The organism is Vibrio sonorensis, from assembly GCF_001854765.1.
Classification (GTDB): domain Bacteria; phylum Pseudomonadota; class Gammaproteobacteria; order Enterobacterales; family Vibrionaceae; genus Vibrio; species Vibrio sonorensis.
In genome coordinates, this window is sequence record NZ_LJJE01000070.1 from 169917 (window position 1) to 184265 (window position 14349).

Genomic DNA, 14349 nt, shown 5'->3' on the forward strand with positions numbered 1-14349 from the left:
TTTAACTTTGTTAAAGGAAAAGAACATGAGCAACTTTGCTATTGTATTTCCAGGTCAAGGTTCACAAGCAGTTGGTATGCTTGCTGAACTTGGCGAACAGTATGAAGTAGTAAAGCAAACATTTGCGGAAGCTTCTGAAGCACTTGGTTATGATTTGTGGGCACTAGTCCAAAACGGACCAGCAGAAGACCTCAACCAAACATTTCGCACTCAGCCAGCACTGTTAGCTTCTTCGGTCGCTATCTGGCGCGTATGGAATGAACAAGGCTTAGCGCAACCAGCGAATCTAGCCGGTCACAGTTTAGGTGAGTACTCAGCACTCGTTTGTGCTGGTGTTATCGACTTTAAACAGGCGATCAAACTGGTTGAGCTTCGCGGTCAATTGATGCAAGAAGCGGTACCGGCAGGCACAGGTGCGATGTACGCGATCATTGGCCTTGATGACGACGCTATCGCGAAAGCGTGTGAAGAAGGGGCGCAAGGCGATGTTGTCTCTCCTGTTAACTTTAACTCTCCGGGTCAGGTTGTTATTGCTGGTTCAAAAGAAGCAGTTGAACGCGCGGGCGCTCTTTGTAAAGAAGCGGGCGCTAAGCGAGCTCTACCATTGCCAGTTTCAGTACCATCGCATTGTGCACTGATGAAGCCAGCAGCGGAAAAACTTGCAGTAGCACTAGAAGCGATTGATTTTAATACGCCTCAGCTGCCAGTTATCAACAACGTAGATGTGTCGGCTGAAACGGATCCAGCAAAAATCAAAGACGCGTTGGTTCGCCAACTTCACAGCCCAGTTCGTTGGACTGAAACGGTTCAGAAGATGGAAAGCCAAGGCGTAGAAAAACTGCTTGAGCTGGGTCCTGGTAAAGTACTGACCGGACTGACTAAACGTATTGTTAAGACCCTTAGCGGCGCAGCTGTCAATGATGCAGCGTCACTTGAAGCGGCTAAGTAAGCAAAGGAAAGAATAAGATGATGAACCTAGAAGCAAAATCGCTCTGGTTACAGGCGCTAGCCGTGGTATTGGTCGCGCTATCGCTGAACTTCTTGTCGAGCGCGGTGCAACGGTAATCGGTACTGCTACTTCTGACAATGGAGCAGCAGCGATCAGTGAATATCTTGGTGCGAACGGTAAAGGTTTGGCACTGAACGTGACAGATACAGACTCAATTGAAGGCGTTCTTAAAGCGATCAATGACGAGTTTGGTGCAATCGACATTCTGGTGAATAACGCAGGTATCACACGCGATAACCTACTAATGCGTATGAAAGATGATGAGTGGACCGATATCATGGACACCAACCTGACTTCTATTTTCCGTCTGTCTAAAGCAGTACTGCGCGGCATGATGAAAAAGCGCGCTGGTCGCATCATCAACGTTGGTTCAGTTGTTGGTACTATGGGTAACGCTGGTCAAACTAACTATGCAGCAGCAAAAGCGGGTGTAATTGGTTTTACAAAGTCTATGGCTCGTGAAGTAGCTTCTCGCGGTGTAACGGTTAACACCGTGGCTCCTGGTTTTATCGAAACGGATATGACTAAGGCGCTAAACGATGAGCAACGTGCGGCAACTTTGGCTAACGTACCTGCAGGCCGTCTGGGTGACCCACGTGAGATTGCCTCAGCAGTTGCATTTCTTGCATCTCCAGAAGCGGCTTACATCACAGGCGAAACTTTGCATGTAAACGGCGGTATGTATATGGTGTAATGGTCTAACGGATGCAAACTTGTCGAACCGTGTTTATAAATGTGTTCTATAGTTTGTGAAGTTAGCCATAATCGTGCTTAAGATATAGGCATGATTTAAGTCAAAAATGTACTGAATTTCGGTTAAAATCGCTAAAATTGTGGTTTGACCAGCAAGGACCCCCTTGCAACTTTCAATAGTTCGAATAAACTACGGAACCATCGCATTAGGCGAAATCTGTAAAGGAAAAGAAAAAATGAGCAACATCGAAGAACGCGTAAAGAAAATCATTGTTGAACAGCTAGGTGTAGACGAAGCAGAAGTTAAAAACGAAGCTTCTTTCGTTGATGATCTAGGTGCTGATTCTCTAGACACTGTTGAACTAGTAATGGCTCTAGAAGAAGAATTTGACACTGAGATTCCAGACGACGAAGCTGAGAAGATTACAACTGTTCAAGCTGCGATTGATTACGTTACAGCTAACGCTCAGTAAATCACTCTTCTACAGGCGGTCAACAGACCGCCTGTATTTTTCAACCCTTCTATACCTCTCATAGAATCACATCAATCCCGGAGAATAAAATCGTGTCCAAGCGTCGTGTTGTTGTCACTGGCATGGGTATGTTGTCACCGGTAGGCAACACTGTAGAATCCTCTTGGAAAGCCCTGCTAGCTGGTCAAAGCGGTATCGTAGATATCGAACATTTTGACACTACTAACTTTTCTACCCGCTTTGCAGGTCTAGTAAAAGATTTCGACTGCACTGAATACATGACTAAAAAAGATGCACGTAAAATGGATTTGTTTATCCAGTACGGTATCGCAGCAGGTATTCAGGCACTTAATGACTCAGGTCTTGAAATTACCGAAGAAAATGCCGCGCGCGTTGGTGTCGCTATTGGCTCTGGTATCGGTGGCCTAGACTTGATCGAAACGGGTCACACTGCTTTGGTGGACAAAGGTCCTCGTAAAGTAAGCCCATTTTTTGTACCTTCAACGATCGTAAACATGGTCGCTGGTAACCTGTCTATCATGCGTGGTCTACGCGGTCCAAATATCGCTATTTCAACGGCATGTACTACTGGTCTTCACAACATCGGTCACGCAGCGCGTATGATCGCTTACGGAGATGCGGAAGCAATGGTTGCAGGTGGCTCAGAAAAAGCCTCTACACCACTAGGCATGGCTGGTTTCGGTGCAGCTAAAGCGCTTTCAACTCGCAACGAAGAGCCTGCGAAAGCTTCACGTCCATGGGACAAAGGTCGCGATGGTTTCGTTCTTGGCGACGGTGCTGGCATGATGGTACTGGAAGAGTACGAACACGCGAAAGCGCGTGGTGCTAAGATTTATGCTGAGGTTGTTGGCTTTGGTATGTCTGGCGACGCTTACCACATGACTTCTCCAAGTGAAGATGGTTCGGGTGGTGCACTAGCGATGGAAGCGGCGATGCGCGATGCTGGAATCACGGGTACGCAGGTGGGTTATGTGAACGCTCACGGTACATCAACACCAGCGGGTGACGTTGCGGAAATCAAAGGTGTTAAACGCGCACTAGGTGAAGAAGGCGCTAAGCAAGTGCTTGTGTCCTCCACCAAGTCGATGACAGGCCACCTTCTAGGTGCCGCAGGTTCGGTAGAAGCTATCATCACGGTTATGTCTTTGGTTGACCAAATTGTTCCACCAACTATTAACCTTGACGATCCCGAAGAAGGTTTGGATATCGATCTAGTACCTCATACCGCTCGTGAAGTGAATATGGAATACGCTCTGTGTAACTCATTTGGCTTTGGTGGTACCAACGGCTCTCTTGTGTTCAAAAAGATCTAATACATCTTTTTACAGAGACTAGGTTTAGGCGGCTTAATGCGATAGCATTAAGCCGTTTTGTTTTATGGAGAAAACTGTGTATTGGGTTAATGGAAAGGTGGCACAAACCGTCGATATCGGTGATCGCTCATTTCAGTATGGCGATGGCTGCTTTACGACCATGTTGACGCTCAATGGCTCAATTCATCTGTGGCATTTGCACAAAGAGCGAATGGTTCGCTGTTTAGACCTATTAGGAATCGTTCAACCCGATTGGTTTGAAGTGGAGTGTTGGCTTAACCATGCAAGCCAACCTTCCCCAAAGGCTGGCTTAAAACTGCATATAAGCAGAGGAGCTGGGGGGCGAGGTTATGGTACAGATGGCGCTGACAAGACACTCGTCACGATTAGTGATTTTGCTTTTCCTTCCCACTATTTGCAGTGGCAAGAAAATGGCATCGACCTCGGTGTATGCACTACAAAACTAGGTCACAATCCACTGCTTGCTGGTCACAAACACAACAATCGTCTAGAACAAGTTTTAGCAAAGCGAGAAGCGGAGAGTGAAGGTTTTGCCGATGCCCTAGTGTTGGACATCGATAACAAGGTCGTAGAGACTACTATGGCAAACCTGTTTTGGTGCAAAGACCAAACACTGTTTACTCCAACCATAGACAAGGCAGGAGTCGCTGGCGTTGCCAGGAAACAGGTGATGTCGTTAGCGAAAGATAAGGGGATGTCTATTTGTGAAGGACACTTCAAACTCGATGAGCTATACCTAGCCGATGAAATTTTTATCACTAACTCAGTTATCGGTGTATGTCCAGTCACCGCCATCTCTGGACGAACCTATAAGCTGGGCGTGTTAACCAAACACTTTCAGGAGACCTATTACCCGTGATAAAAAAACTATCACTTTTGCTTACCTTGACACTATTACTGCTGGTTGGGGGGTATTGGTATGTAACCAAGCAAGTTGAATCTTTGCTTTCGCAGCCATTGAACTTAGAACAAGAGCAGATATTTACCGTAAAATCCGGAACCAGTTATCACGGTTTGGTTCGCGAACTAGAAAAGAACAACTGGTTGCAACCCAATGACATGCACCCAATTGTGCGTCGACTTCATCCGGAGCTAATGGCGATTCGAGCGGGGACCTATCTCGTTGCGGAGAATACTTCTTTTCAATCTTTGCTCGCTCAATTGGTAGAAGGCAAAGAACACCAGTTTTCTATCACTTTTGTTGAAGGGTCTCGTTTCTCAGAGTGGCTTGATGAATTACAAGCCGCCCCGCACTTGGAGATAAAAACCGATCAAATGAGTGAAAAGGCGATTGCCGATGCGCTTGGTTTAAAACAACAGAAGCTGGAAGGCTTGTTCTTAGCCGAAACGTATAGCTATACCTCTGGTGATAGCGATTTAGACATTTTAAAACGCGCTAACCTAAAGCTGCAAAAGGTGTTAGATAAACACTGGTTGGACAGACAGGACAACTTGCCTTTAAAGACGCCTTATGAAGCGTTAATCCTTGCTTCCATTATTGAAAAAGAGACAGCAGTGGACGAAGAACGCGAACGCGTCGCTTCAGTATTTGTAAACCGCCTGAACAAGCGTATGAGATTACAAACAGACCCTACAGTAATCTACGGCATGGGTGAAAATTACGATGGTAATATTCGCAAAAAAGACCTTCGCCAACGCACTGATTACAACACTTATGTTATTTTCGGCTTACCGCCTACACCAATCGCGATGGCTGGTGAAGCATCTATTGCGGCAGCATTGCAGCCAGAAGCGAGTGATTACTTCTATTTTGTGGCGAGTGGCGATGGTGACCACGTATTCTCTAAAACACTAACCGAGCACAACAGAGCGGTTAGAGCCTATTTAAAAAAACTAAGAAGCAGAAAATGAAACAAGCAAGATTTATTGTCATCGAAGGGCTAGAGGGAGCAGGTAAGAGTACCGCTATCAGCAAAGTGGTCGATGTACTAAAAAACAGTGGAGTGACTGACGTCGAACAAACTCGCGAACCGGGAGGAACGCCACTGGCAGAAACTCTTCGCAACTTAGTCAAACAAGATCATAACGAAGAAGAGCTACAAGATATGACAGAGCTGCTTATGATTTACGCGGCTCGTGTACAGTTGGTGGAAAATGTTATCAAACCTGCACTATCGAAAGGAAAATGGGTAGTGGGTGATCGCCATGACTTGTCATCACAAGCATACCAAGGCGGGGGAAGAGGCATTCCATCGACGACGATGAAAGCGCTTAAAGAGACGGCTCTGGGCGAATTTGCCCCTGATCTAACGCTCTATATGGATATAGAGCCTAAACTAGGGCTTGCGCGTGCTCGTGGGCGTGGAGAGCTAGATCGCATTGAAAAAATGGATATAAGTTTTTTTGAACGAACTCGCGATACTTATTTGCGACACGCAGCAGAAGATGACTCGATCATTACCATTGACGCAGCTCAAGACATCGACTCGGTAGCTCGCGATATTGAGAGTAAGTTAACGCAATGGCTAGAAGCGAATGGATAAGCTTTACCCCTGGTTACAGCAGGAGTGGCGCCACTGGCAACAAAGAGTTGGCAGTGGAAGGTTCCCCAATGCAAACTTAGTTGTAGCGCCCAAAGGTTTAGGCGCTCACGACCTCGTTCAACATTTAGTTGCTGTACTTTTGTGTGAGGATCAGTCAACCAGTGCATGCGGATTTTGTCATAGCTGCCAACTGGTTGAATCGGGGAATCATCCCGACTATCACCTTATTGCCCCAGAAAAGGAAGGCAAGGGGATTGGGGTGGACCAAATCAGACAAATTAATCGCATCGCTATGGAATCTTCACAGTTATTCGGTCCTCGTGTCATCCTTATCGAGCCGGCTGAAAATATGAATACTTCGGCTTCTAATGCACTTTTAAAGACATTAGAAGAGCCACCGGAAAACTGTATTTTTATTCTGCGTACGGCGGCCGCTAACAAGCTACTGCCAACGATAGTGAGCCGTTGCCAGCAATGGTTGATAAGAACGCCGAATACAGAAACAACGATGCAATGGTTAGCGGATAAAGGACACGCAAAAGTCCCGAGTTATGTTCTAACCCTAAATCACGGTGCGCCTCTGGAAGCGGAGACTTTTCTCAGTGAAGGAAAGATGAAACAGTACGAGCAAGCAGAGCAAGCTCTGATTCATTTTCTAGCGGCTAGTGAGCAAGTTTCCGAGGTGTATAAAAAGCTCGATGTCGAGGGCAATGAATCGCTGCGATGGATTTGGTATTTACTCGCCGATGCACAGAAACTTCACTTTCAACCGGATTTAACGGGCACCCTCCCCGGGGCTTTGGCATTGAAAGAAGCAAAGTCATATTCCTCTCTCTATAATCAAAGTAAATCCCTTGCCGAATTATTGAATCAGTTTTCGGCTTTTTCAGGGTTAAACCGCGAACTACTCATAGCGGATTGGCTGTTTAAATTTTACGAGGATACATGTTCGTAGATTCCCATTGTCATTTGGACAAATTAGATTACCAAGAACTTCATCAAAGCGTGGCCGATGTTGTTTCTAAAGCTGAACAAGCTAATGTGACCGAAATGTTGTCGGTTGGCGTAACCCTCAACTCGTTTCCCGAAATGTTAAAGTTGATTGAACCCTACCCACAGGTACACGCCTCTTGCGGTGTTCATCCACTTGACGTTGAAAGTGAATTTGCTCTAGATAGATTGCAGGAATATTCCAAGCACCCCAAAGTGGTTGCGATTGGTGAAACGGGTTTGGATTATCACTATCAACCGGAAACGGCTGAGCTGCAAAAGCTCAGGTTTGAGCAGCAGGTGAGTATTGCTACTTCATTGAATAAACCGCTAATTATCCATACTCGCGATGCACGAGAAGACACCTTGTCCATATTGCGTTCCGGAAACGCACAAGCGTGTGGTGGTGTTATTCACTGCTTTACCGAAGACTACGAATTCGCTAAGGCGGCGATGGACTTGGGTTTTTATATCTCCATTTCAGGAATCGTCACCTTTAGGCAAGCAACCGAGCTGAAAGAAGTGGTTAAGAAATTGCCGCTTGATCGACTACTGATTGAAACAGATTCACCTTACTTAGCTCCTGTTCCTCATCGCGGTAAGCAAAATCAGCCCGCTTTTGTTGTGGAAGTAGCTGCATATATTGCCCAGCTCAAAGGACTTTCTCTGTCTGAAGTGGGTGAAAAAACCAGCAAAAACTTCCGAGATCTTTTTTTGAGATAGAAAATGGGTTTTGCACAGAAAAGGAGCGAAAGCTCCTTTTTTTATAAGCGTTAGTTAATAAAAGCATTATTAATATTCTTGTTAACTATTAATGTTGAAGTTGCGAGTCATTTTGGTTCAAAATGTAATTTTGTTACATAAAATAACAACTGGCTTAATTTTATTTACTCAGTGAAATTAATGCGTAGACAATAATTTTTCAATTTATTCATATATATAGGTCAATTGTAATCCATTTCACAGCCTGTTTTGCTATGTGATCTATATATGAGTTTGAAACTTAATTTCGTGACCATGTGGAAAGTACGCTGGACGGCAAGATATATTTGTAGATAGAAAATTGACGTTAATACAATGTTACATTTTCAGCGAGTGCTAACATTTAGGCTACGGGGGTGTGCCGTTAGTACTCGACAATTCTAAAAATCTATCAGGAGCATAATTATGTTTAAGAACCTTTTTGCAAACCTGCAAAATAGGTAAGGCGCTGATGCTTCCAGTATCCGTGCTCCCTGTTGCAGGTATCCTACTTGGTGTCGGTGCTGCCGACTTAAGCTTTATTCCAGAAATCGTTTCCAACTTAATGGAGCAAGCGGGTGGCTCGGTATTCGGACAAATGGCACTGCTATTTGCCGTGGGAGTAGCGCTTGGCTTCACAAACAACGATGGCGTAGCAGGCCTAGCGGCTATCGTTGGCTACGGAATCATGACAGCTACATTAGGGGTTATGGCTGGTGTCATGGGTGTCGAAAAAATCGATACTGGTGTACTAGGCGGTATCCTAGTCGGTGGTCTAGCGGCTTGGGCGTTTAATCGCTTCTACCGCATTCAGCTTCCAGAATACCTAGGCTTCTTTGCTGGTAAACGCGCAGTGCCAATTATCACTGGTTTCGCTGCAATCGCGTTGGGTATCGTTCTGTCCGTAGTATGGCCACCAATTGGCGGCGCAATTGCTAGTTTTTCTGACTGGGCTGCTCACCAAAACCCACAAGTGGCGTTTGGAATCTACGGCATCGTGGAACGTTCTCTTATTCCCTTTGGTCTTCACCACGTATGGAATGTTCCTTTCTTCTTCGAAGCAGGTACCTGTGTCAACGCAGCGGGTGAGACTCAAAATGGTGTGCTTACGTGTTATCTAGTGGCGGACGAAGCCTCTCGCGCAGCGGGCAACGGCTTTGGTCAACTTGCCGGTGGTTACATGTTCAAGATGTTTGGTTTGCCAGCTGCTGCAATCGCGATTGCACACTCAGCTAAGCCAGAAAACCGCGTGAAAGTGATGGGTATCATGGCATCGGCTGCGCTGACTTCGTTCCTAACAGGTATTACTGAGCCTATTGAGTTCTCGTTCCTGTTTGTTGCACCAGTACTGTACGGAATTCACGCGCTTCTTGCTGGTTCAGCTTATGTTTTGTCAAACACGCTTGGTTTTGTGCACGGCACTTCGTTCTCCCACGGTCTCATTGATTTCCTAGTGTTGTCTGGCAATGCTTCTAAGATGGGGCTGATGGTCGTTTGTGGTCTGGCGTATGCGGCTATCTACTATGTGGTTTTCCGCGCGGTTATCAAAGCTCTAGATCTTAAAACACCGGGTCGCGAAGACGAAACTGATGATGCGCAAACCGTAACTGGTACTGAACTAGCCGGAGAGCTGGTAACGGCATTTGGCGGTAAAACAAATATTACGGGTTTAGATGCATGTATTACACGCCTTCGCGTGGCGGTCGCTGATACTGACGCAGTTGATCAAGATAAGTTGAAGCAACTTGGCGCAGCGGGAGTTGTCGTTGTCGGTGGTGGTGTACAAGCTATTTTTGGTACCAAATCTGACAACCTCAAGACTGAAATGGACGAGTGGATTCGCAACCACAGTTAAGTCATTCACCCCTATGATAAAGGAGGCCGTAGGCCTCCTTTTTCCGTTATACATCTCTATCATAACGCGATTGTCTTTCTACTGACTCTACTTCACTTGTCCCTGACATAAGTCACCCCGTCACTGGTATAAAAGCGCTTGTTAACAATCATCTTTGATCTACAGGTATGTGATATGAGCAAACGCCACCTTATGCTAGCCAGTTTAATCCCTCTTTCTGCCATTGCCGAAGAAGCGAATGCACCTAGCCTTTCGGTCGGTATGGCGGTGGACCAACAACTAAGTGTTGTCGTTGAACTCGAAGAGCAGTATCGATTGACTATTGGTAATCAAGGCGGTGCTTTTGACTATATTGTTGGCAGAGGAGAATTTGATGCTCATACTCCAGTAGATTGGTATGTCGGTGGCGGTGCATGGGGAGAGTGGGACCACGATTTTGGTTTAAGAGTTCCACTGGGGCTAAATTGGCAAGTGAGTGATGGTTGGAATGCTTATGGCCAAGTTCACCCAGAGCTCAACTTATACAAGGGGCCGAAACTGCAAATAGGTGCCGCTATTGGTGTGACTTACCGTTTTTAAACTGCGGTTTAAACGACAAAGCCGACACAAATGTGTCGGCTTTAACTTGATTATGCAGTGAGTCGTTACTGCTTGTCCATCGCGCGCTTGATACAGATGCAGCGCCACCCCATGTAATACCAAGACCTAGAACCATCATAATAATTGCACCAGTAGTCATTACGCTACCTCCTTGCGGTTAGTGGCATTGATAAACAGACCGAATACAAACAGTGCCGCGATTAGAGCCCAACCTAGAGTCAAGTCGTAGCCGCCGTAGCCTTCTGTAAATAGGGTTTGTAGTTTGGTCGCCAAGATTACCGCCAGAATCACTGGGGTGATAAAGCGAAGACATACTTCAAACCATGCGCCAATAGTGAAATCAGATGTACTGTTAACATAGTCACGTACGTCGCCGACTTTGTTAAGCAACCAAGCCATTAGGATAATTTCAATCAAACCGCCGACCATAATGCCTACGTTGTTTGCAAAGTGGTCTACTAGGTCAAGAAGCAGTAGGCCGCCATTGGTAGCAAATGCCATTGAAACCACTAAACCAGTACCAATTACGATGTTTGCAGCTTTCTTACGGCTCCAGTTTAGTTTGTCCATAATTGCTGAAGTGACCGCTTCCATGATTGAGATATGTGAGCTCAAGCCAGCTACCACAAGTGCAAAGAAGAACAGAGGGCCTAGAATAAATGGCGCAGGTAACAGGTTAATTGCAGCAGGCAGAGTAACAAATGCCAGACCAACACCCGCAGATACTACTTCAGTAAGAGGCTTACCTTGCTCTGCAGCCATGTAGCCTAGTACAGAGAAGATCATGATACCTGCTAGGATAGAGAAGCCACAGTTGATCAATACTGTCATAAACGCATTGTTCGTGATGTCTGATTTCTCTGGCAAGTAACTTGAGTACGCCAGCATGATTGAGAAGCCGATACTCAAAGTAAAGAAGATCTGACCATAAGCCGCAGCCCAAACCTTCACATCCCAAATTTTGCTAAAGTCCGGTTCGAACATGTAGTTCACACCATCTAGAGCACCTGGAAGAAGTAGCATACGACCGATCAACAGAACGACCATCACAAACAGAATTGGCATCATAATTTTAGATGCGCGTTCGATACCTGACTTAACACCGCCAACGATTGCTGCATAGGTAATGCCCCAAGCAATCAACATCGCGATAGCGATCTTCCACTGGATACTGCCAAGGTTAGTTGGTGAGTTGTCGCCAAGAGCAAGATACTCGCTAAAGAAGAAAGCGTTAGTATCTGTTCCCCAGCTTTGGGTAAATGACATGCCAAAGTAAGAGATAGCCCAGCCGATAACCGCAACGTAGTAAACGGCGATAACCGCTGCTACACCAACTTGGAACCAACCCAACCACTCAAACTTGGAGTGAATTTTACCAAGTGTTTTTGGCGCAGAGCACGGTACTTCTGACCCATGCTGAATTCCAAAATCATAAATGGAATACCAGCGGTGATCATGGCAAAAAGGTAAGGGATAAAAAAGGCGCCACCACCGTTTTCGTAGGCCATGTAAGGGAAACGCCAGATGTTTCCAAGGCCGATTGCTGATCCAACCGCGGCTAGTATAAAGCCTGCGCGGGATCCCCATTGTTCTCGCTTCATAAAAACTCCTTTACAACTTCATGAGGCATAAAGGTCTTTCGGGACTTGACTGCTTTTTTGGAAAGATAGGGAAGGTCAGAATATCTGACTGTTTGCTCTATCTTCCATGAATAAGCAAAAATTTAGTTATATATGTTGGTTGTCCACAAGAAAGACAGAATATTGTGCTTAATTGTCCGATGTGTGTTTGCGAAAACTGAAATATTCAGCTGCGCATGTTGTACAGACTAACCATTAATAGAAGTTAACGCAATAGAATATAATTGTTGTAGAAAGGTGGATAAGAGGTTTTATATGTGTTTTAAACATAAAAATGTGAGCTATGATCTGGTTTGGTTGTTGCTAATGTGGTCAATAATGCTATTTAAAGTGACTTTTATGAGATATAAAACTTTGTGCTAGAAAAGATTGTATGACTGAAAAATGTTCAATCACTAGTTAATGTTTACCGTATTGTTAGAGATGTTAAATTGATCAACATCTGAGAAAGGGTAGCTAAAATTGCCAAACAATACCGAATAGAGCGGCAAATTGATTCATCCAATCGGTTTTAAATCGAATCACGCACGAGCCACTTTCTCCCGCAGGGAGTTGGCAAATACCACTGGTTTGATTGTCTACAACTGTACCCAACCAACGAATTTGACCACTTATCGCTATATTTTCGCTGAACTTGTATTCCAAACCAGTAAATACTGAAGCGGCAAAGTCCGTGTCGGTGCCACTCCAGTCCGTATCAATAATTGACACCCCTAAACCTGCTCCTAAATGACTTTGCCAGTTCGAAGCGATGTCGTAATGAATCGCGCTTTGAAAAAGGGTATAGGCTATTTGGCTGTTAGCGTTTAACGTTTCAAGTTCACTCTCTTGTCGTGAGAGAAACAACCCGATACGCCCTTTGTCAAAGTCGGTATCCAAGCTCACTGCAAATAAGTTTGAGTGCTCGATATTGTAAGTCGCTTCGCTTGATAGTGTGACTTCTCCACCGTCAATCACGCCAGCCCAAGGCGTAACATAGATTGACGCCACGCTATGGCTGGATAGAGCAGTTGATAGTATAGCTAACAGAAACGGGATCTTTTTCATCATAATGTACATGCTCACAATTCACTTAATGTTTGTGATGTTAATTTCATATTTATGAGCTAAACAGAGCGATTGTTTGAACAACGCCGATTGCGGTGTTATTAATTTGTTATACAGGTTTGAATTATAGTCGATTAAACTTGTTGTATAACAGTTAACAGAATCCATATAAGGGGTGTTTATGGAACAGGAACTCAAATATTCGCTGGTGATCACTGGGACTATATTTGCAGTGCTGATTGGCTTTGGTGTAGTAGCAATAGCTTTCTAACTAGAGTGTTCTATGCCAAATAACGGTATCGTTACTAACGATAGTCACGAGATCGACCTTGGCCGATTGTCAAAGTACACGGGTGGTAAACACAGCCTCGTTGCTCAAGGTGGTGGGCAGCGTGGAATCTTTACGGCTGGTGTACTAGATGCTTTTCTCCTCTCAAATTTTGATCCTTTTCAGGAGTTCTACGGCACCTCAGCTGGAGCTTTAAACCTTTGTGCCTTCCTTTGCCGTCAACGCGGTATCGGTCGTTCCTTTATACTTGAACTGACCACTTCAAAATCCTTTTTTAATCTATTCGGCTATATCCGTCGCAAGCAGTACCTAGGGTTGGATTGGGCCTTAGATAGAATTAGAGACTATCCCTACAAGCTTGATCTCGGAATGGGACGCAGCGTATTGGGACCTCGTAGAGCGTTTGCAGCGGTGACTAATGCTGCTACGCTACACGACCACTATTTCCCAGCAATGGGAGACGATTGGCAACAAGTCATGCTAGCGACCTGTGCCATCCCGCGCTTATATCACCGGGAAATTGAACTTGATGAGCATTTGTACATCGACGGCGGAGTGTCTGCGTCAGTGCCTGTTCAAGAGGCATGGAGACAGGGTGCAAGATTGATTACCGTTATTCGTACCGAAGGGTTGCAAATCCAGCCACAGAACAGAGAAGTATTAATCCCCGCCAAAGAGGTTGAATGGTTTGAAGAGTCATTCAAGAGCATAAACAGTCAATGGCGGCAGAAACTAATGCAATGGAAAACGGATTGGAATGACTTTTTCTCTGAGCAGATAAGGCGGTCGAAAGAACAGAAAAAAGATCACGCGCATCTGGATCTTATTAATGGCGGGCGATGGCTTTTTGGCGCAGACGACATCTATCGTCTTAGCCATTTAATAGGAGATAAGTTTGATTCCGGTTTAGCCGATATGTTAATGGTTCACTATCAAACTTATCAGTTAACTCAGGGGTTTCTACAAAATCCGCCTGACGATTGTTTTGTGGTTCAAATTCGCCCCTCCGCCCCGTTGAAGTCAAGTTCCTTGCTCAGCGATATCGACGATTTACTTCATGACTATCAACTGGGCTTGGATGCGGGATATAAATACATCTCTTTACTCGAACATCCGTTGAATTGCCATTTACACCAACAAAAACACGTCTAAC

At 45.2% G+C, this 14349-nt stretch carries 12 protein-coding genes and 4 pseudogenes; 13 read left to right on the forward strand and 3 right to left on the reverse strand.

Annotated features, from left to right (window positions below):
- Window positions 1–25: 25 nt before the first annotated feature.
- The 11 genes and pseudogenes from fabD (at window position 26) to BLO31_RS13640 (ending at window position 10199) form a co-directional block, all read left to right on the forward strand.
- Window positions 26–949 carry an ACP S-malonyltransferase gene (fabD, locus tag BLO31_RS13590; protein WP_070967530.1) on the forward strand — a complete coding sequence of 308 codons (924 nt, stop codon included), beginning with the start codon at window positions 26–28 and terminating at the stop codon, window positions 947–949.
- Between the two features lie 20 nt (window positions 950–969).
- Window positions 970–1703 (forward strand): annotated as a pseudogene (gene fabG, locus BLO31_RS13595) (3-oxoacyl-ACP reductase FabG).
- Window positions 1704–1938: 235 nt separating this feature from the next.
- On the forward strand, window positions 1939–2175 hold the full coding sequence (gene acpP / locus BLO31_RS13600) for an acyl carrier protein (RefSeq protein WP_070967536.1): 237 nt from the start codon (window positions 1939–1941) through the stop codon (window positions 2173–2175).
- A gap of 92 nt (window positions 2176–2267) precedes the next feature.
- Entirely contained in the window at window positions 2268–3509 is a 1242-nt protein-coding gene (gene fabF / locus BLO31_RS13605; protein WP_070967539.1) for a beta-ketoacyl-ACP synthase II, read from the forward strand.
- Window positions 3510–3585: 76 nt separating this feature from the next.
- Window positions 3586–4389: an aminodeoxychorismate lyase gene (pabC, locus tag BLO31_RS13610; RefSeq protein ID WP_070967542.1), complete on the forward strand. Its 804-nt coding sequence runs from the start codon at window positions 3586–3588 to the stop codon at window positions 4387–4389.
- A complete protein-coding gene (gene mltG, locus BLO31_RS13615) occupies window positions 4386–5402 on the forward strand; it encodes an endolytic transglycosylase MltG (RefSeq protein WP_070967545.1) in 1017 nt (338 codons plus the stop codon). Before pabC ends, mltG begins: the two co-directional genes overlap by 4 nt.
- Complete coding sequence (tmk, locus tag BLO31_RS13620) at window positions 5399–6034, forward strand: dTMP kinase (RefSeq protein WP_070967548.1); 636 nt, start codon at window positions 5399–5401, stop codon at window positions 6032–6034. The genes mltG and tmk overlap by 4 nt, the downstream gene beginning before the upstream one ends.
- On the forward strand, window positions 6027–6989 hold the full coding sequence (gene holB, locus BLO31_RS13625) for a DNA polymerase III subunit delta' (RefSeq protein ID WP_070967551.1): 963 nt from the start codon (window positions 6027–6029) through the stop codon (window positions 6987–6989). Before tmk ends, holB begins: the two co-directional genes overlap by 8 nt.
- Entirely contained in the window at window positions 6980–7747 is a 768-nt protein-coding gene (locus BLO31_RS13630) for a TatD family hydrolase (protein WP_070967554.1), read from the forward strand. Before holB ends, BLO31_RS13630 begins: the two co-directional genes overlap by 10 nt.
- A 444-nt stretch (window positions 7748–8191) precedes the next feature.
- Window positions 8192–9620: pseudogene (gene ptsG, locus BLO31_RS13635) on the forward strand (PTS glucose transporter subunit IIBC).
- 174 nt (window positions 9621–9794) lie between these two features.
- Window positions 9795–10199, forward strand: a complete 405-nt coding sequence (locus BLO31_RS13640) for a hypothetical protein (protein ID WP_070967557.1) — start codon at window positions 9795–9797, stop codon at window positions 10197–10199.
- Between the two features lie 65 nt (window positions 10200–10264).
- Here the strand turns inward: BLO31_RS13640 and BLO31_RS23530 are convergent.
- The 3 genes and pseudogenes from BLO31_RS23530 to BLO31_RS13655 form a co-directional block, all read right to left on the reverse strand.
- A pseudogene (locus BLO31_RS23530) lies at window positions 10265–10359 on the reverse strand (MetS family NSS transporter small subunit).
- Window positions 10359–11821 (reverse strand): annotated as a pseudogene (locus tag BLO31_RS13650) (sodium-dependent transporter). The pseudogenes BLO31_RS23530 and BLO31_RS13650 overlap by 1 nt, the downstream one beginning before the upstream one ends.
- A 495-nt stretch (window positions 11822–12316) precedes the next feature.
- Window positions 12317–12910, reverse strand: a complete 594-nt coding sequence (locus BLO31_RS13655; RefSeq protein ID WP_139159010.1) for an outer membrane protein — start codon at window positions 12908–12910, stop codon at window positions 12317–12319.
- Window positions 12911–13088: 178 nt separating this feature from the next.
- Between BLO31_RS13655 and cydH the strand changes: the two genes are divergently transcribed.
- Together cydH and BLO31_RS13660 are read left to right on the forward strand one after the other, a co-directional pair.
- Window positions 13089–13178: a cytochrome bd-I oxidase subunit CydH gene (gene cydH, locus BLO31_RS25210; RefSeq protein WP_139159011.1), complete on the forward strand. Its 90-nt coding sequence runs from the start codon at window positions 13089–13091 to the stop codon at window positions 13176–13178.
- A gap of 12 nt (window positions 13179–13190) precedes the next feature.
- A complete protein-coding gene (locus BLO31_RS13660; RefSeq protein WP_070967563.1) occupies window positions 13191–14348 on the forward strand; it encodes a patatin-like phospholipase family protein in 1158 nt (385 codons plus the stop codon).
- The last annotated feature ends 1 nt before the right edge of the window (window position 14349 follow it).

What these genes read in the sequence shown, in the direction of transcription:
- holB (WP_070967551.1), top strand. Translation starts at nt 6,027, where the DNA reads ATGGATAAGCTTTACCCCTGGTTACAGCAGGAGTGGCGCCACTGGCAA.
- BLO31_RS13660 (WP_070967563.1), top strand. Translation starts at nt 13,191, where the DNA reads ATGCCAAATAACGGTATCGTTACTAACGATAGTCACGAGATCGACCTT.
- BLO31_RS13655 (WP_139159010.1), bottom strand. Translation starts at nt 12,910, where the DNA reads ATGATGAAAAAGATCCCGTTTCTGTTAGCTATACTATCAACTGCTCTA.
- BLO31_RS13630 (WP_070967554.1), top strand. Translation starts at nt 6,980, where the DNA reads ATGTTCGTAGATTCCCATTGTCATTTGGACAAATTAGATTACCAAGAA.
- fabD (WP_070967530.1), top strand. Translation starts at nt 26, where the DNA reads ATGAGCAACTTTGCTATTGTATTTCCAGGTCAAGGTTCACAAGCAGTT.
- tmk (WP_070967548.1), top strand. Translation starts at nt 5,399, where the DNA reads ATGAAACAAGCAAGATTTATTGTCATCGAAGGGCTAGAGGGAGCAGGT.
- BLO31_RS13640 (WP_070967557.1), top strand. Translation starts at nt 9,795, where the DNA reads ATGAGCAAACGCCACCTTATGCTAGCCAGTTTAATCCCTCTTTCTGCC.
- acpP (WP_070967536.1), top strand. Translation starts at nt 1,939, where the DNA reads ATGAGCAACATCGAAGAACGCGTAAAGAAAATCATTGTTGAACAGCTA.
- cydH (WP_139159011.1), top strand. Translation starts at nt 13,089, where the DNA reads ATGGAACAGGAACTCAAATATTCGCTGGTGATCACTGGGACTATATTT.